The sequence below is a fragment of the Streptomyces sp. NPDC001880 genome (genome assembly GCF_053594575.1).
Genome location: NZ_JBSFET010000215.1, coordinates 1 through 3,639 on the forward strand (window position 1 = coordinate 1; position 3,639 = coordinate 3,639).

Annotated in this window: 1 protein-coding gene; it reads left to right on the top strand. The window is 69.7% G+C overall.

What is annotated here, in order from left to right; all coding sequences use genetic code 11:
* Nucleotides 1-3,639: amino acid adenylation domain-containing protein (locus tag ACWCQ6_RS36310; RefSeq protein WP_451096657.1), on the top strand; the 3,639-nt coding region annotated here is incomplete at both ends.

Here is a 3,639-nt window from a genome sequence, read left to right on the forward strand (position 1 = left end):
CACCTCAGCCTCACCGACATCCAACAACTGACAAACACCGGACAACTCTTCGACACCCTCACCGTCTACGAGAACTACCCCCTCGACACAGCAGACGGCGACGGCGGCAGCGAAGGGCACGGCCCGGAACCCCGGGCGAAGGTCCTCTCGGCGCTCGACGCCACGCACTACCCGCTCGCCCTGGTGCTCGTTCCCAGTGACCAAGGGCTGCGGCTGCGGCTCGACTACCAGGAAGAGGCCTTCACCGAGGCGGAGGCGCAGAAACTCTTCGACCGCCTCCAGCACCTCCTCCGCACCATCGTCTCCGAGCCGAACGCGACTGTCGGCCGCCTGGACGTCCTGCTGCCCGATGAGCGGAAGCTGCTGGCGCACTGGAACGACACCGGCGCCGCCCTGCCCGTCGGCACGCTGCCCGAGCTGCTCACCGCGCAGGCGGCCCGTACGCCGGACGCGGTCGCGGTCATCTGTGGCAGCACCAGCGTGACGTACGGCGAGTTGGACGCGCGGACGAACCGTCTCGCGCGGTATCTCGTGCGCAAGGGGGTCGGTCCCGGAGCGTTCGTGGCGCTGTATCTGCCGCGTTCGGCCGAGATGGTCGTCGCACTGGTCGCGGTGCTGAAGGCTGGGGCGGCCTACGTCGGTCTGGATCCGACGTATCCGTCCGAGCGGGGTGCGTTCATGCTGAGCGATTCCGCTCCGGTGCTCGTGCTGACGTCGAGTGACGTCTCGCGGAGCCTGCCGGACGTGGACGTGGACGTGCCCCGGGTCGAGCTGGACGGCACCGACGTCCGCGCCGCTCTGGCCGAGCTGGCCACCGGCGCCCTCGCCGACGAGGAACTCCTGGGCCGGCCGGGACCGCTGAGTCCCGCCTACGTCTTCTACACGTCGGGGTCGACGGGAAAGCCGAAGGGCGTCGTCGGCACGCACGTCGGGATGGTGAACCGCCTGGCGTGGTCGCACGATCGCTTCTCGTGGGTACCCACGGACGTCGGCTGTGCAAAGGCGTCCATGGGCTTCGGCGAGTCGACGAGTGAGATCCTCGGCCCGCTGCTGCGCGGTGCGTCGGTCGTCGTGGCCGATGACGAGGAAGCACGGAGTGTGGAGGGTCTGTCCGCACTGATCGAGCGGCACGGCATCACGCGGATGACGCTGGTGCCGAGTCTGTTGACGGCGTTGCTGGAGGACGGCGGTCTGGGGCCGGCGGCGGGCCGGATGACGTGGACGAGCAGTGGTGAGGCACTGCCGCCGGCGACGGCGACGCTGTTCCTGGAGACGTTGCCCGAGGGCCGCCTGCTGAACTTCTACGGCTTCTCCGAGGCGAGCGCGGACAGTGTGTGGGCGCGGATCGCGTCGGTGGACGAGGCGCGTGGTGCGCTGCCGATCGGCCGTCCGATCGCCAATACGCAGGTGTACGTGCTGGATGCGGCGCTGCGTCCGGTGGCGCCGGGTGCCGTGGGTGAGCTGTATGTGGCGGGTGTGGGTCTGGCCTGGGGTTATCTGAACCGGCCGGGTCTCACGTCCGAGCGGTTCGTGGCCGCCCCCTTCGGTGGTGGGCAACGCATGTATCGCACGGGCGACCTGGCACGGTGGTCCGCCGAGGGCGAGCTCGTGTACGCGGGTCGTGCGGACGACCAGGTGAAGGTGCGGGGTATCCGCGTCGAGCTGGGTGAGGTGGAAGCTGCTCTACAGGCGCATCCGGCGGTGGACAAGGCTGTCGTGATCGCTCGTGAGGGCCAGGGCGCCACGGGTACCCAGCTGGTCGGCTACGCCGTCCCCGCCGAAGACGTCGGGAGCGGTGGTGCTGTCAGCGGCGCCACCCTGCGCAGTTTCGCGGCGGAGCGTCTCCCGGACTACATGGTCCCGGCCGTGGTCGTGGTCATCGACGCGCTCCCACTGATGCCGAACGGCAAGCTGGACCGCACATCCCTCCCCGAGCCCGAGTTCACCGGCGGCGTCTACCGGGCACCGAGCACCGAGCGGGAAAGAGTCCTGTGCCGCCTGTTCGCCGAGATCCTGGGCCGGGACACCGTCGGCGTCGACGACTCCTTCTTCGACCTCGGCGGCCACTCCCTGCTTGCCACCCGCCTCACCTCACGGATCCGCACCGCCTTCGGGGTGCCGCTCTCGGTTCAGGTGTTGTTCGACGCGCCGACCGTGGCTGGGCTGGCGGAGCGGCTGGAGGGGACGAACGAGCCGGGCGAGGCCGCACGTCCGGCGCTGGTGGCCGGTGAACGTCCGGAGCGTCTTCCGTTGTCGTACGCACAGCGTCGCCTCTGGTTCCTCGACCAGCTGGCGGGGGCCAGCGCGACATACAACGTGGCGGTGTCGCTGCGCATGACCGGCCGCGTGGACGTCGACGTGCTGCGGGCAGCGCTCGCGGACGTGGTGGGCCGGCACGAGATCCTGCGTACGACGGTGGAACTGCGCGACGGCGAGCCGTCGCAGCGGATCCTGGCCGATGCGGCGCCAGAGCTGCGGGTCGCCCCGGTCAGCGAGGAGGAGCTGCCGTCCGCGATGGAGGTGGCCATGGCGTGCACATTCGATCTCGCGCGGCAGATCCCCGTGCGGGCCTGGCTGTTCGCGCTGTCGGCGGACGAGAACGTGGTGATGCTGGTGTTGCACCACATCGCGGCGGACGGCTGGTCGATGGCACCGCTGCTGAGGGACCTGTCGGTGGCGTACGGGGCACGGTTGGAGGGTGGGGCTCCGAAGTTTGGGGCGCTGCCGGTGCAGTATGCCGACTACGCGCTGTGGCAGCGAGAGGCGCTCGGCTCGGAGGACGACCCGGAGAGTGTCTCCAGCAAACAATTGGCTTACTGGCAACAGAAGTTGGAAGGTTCCCCGACGGAGCTGGTGCTGCCGTACGACCGCCCCCACCCGGCGGTTCCGTCGCACGTGGGCGGCACGGTCCCGTTCACGGTGGACGCGGAGATGCACCAGGGCCTGCTGCGGCTGGCGCGCGAGCACGACGTCACGCTGTTCATGGTGCTGAACGCCGCTTTGGCCGTCGTCCTGTCGCGGATGGGTGCGGGCGAGGACGTGTCGGTGGGCGCGGCGATGGCGGGGCGGGGCGACGATGCGCTGGACGACCTGGTCGGCTTCTTCGTGAACACGGTGGTGCTGCGCACGGACGTGTCCGGCGACCCGTCCTTCGCTGAGCTGCTGGACCGGGTGCGCGACGTGCATCTGGGTGCGCACGCGAACGCCGATCTGCCGTTCGACCGGCTGGTGGATGCGCTCGGCCTCGACCGTTCGGCGTCCCGGCAAGCCCTGTTCCAGGTGATGCTGGTCCTGCAGAACAACAGCCACGGCCGACTCGCGCTCCCCGGCGTGCGGGTCGTCGAAGAGCCGGTCGAGATCAACGCGGCGAAGTTCGACCTCACCGTGCACTTCACCGACCGGCCCGAGGGCGAGGACGGACCGCTCGGAATGAGCGGCGGCATCGTCTACGCCAAGGATGTCTTCAACCACGACACCGTCGACGCGCTGGTCCGCAGGCTCCACCAGGTACTGGAGACCGTCGTCTCCGAGCCCGACACGGCTGTCGCCCGGTTGGGTGTGTTGTTGCCGGGTGAGCGGGAGTTGTTGGGATCGTGGCAGGGGCCGGTGACGGATGCGCCGGTGGGCGGGATCGGGGAG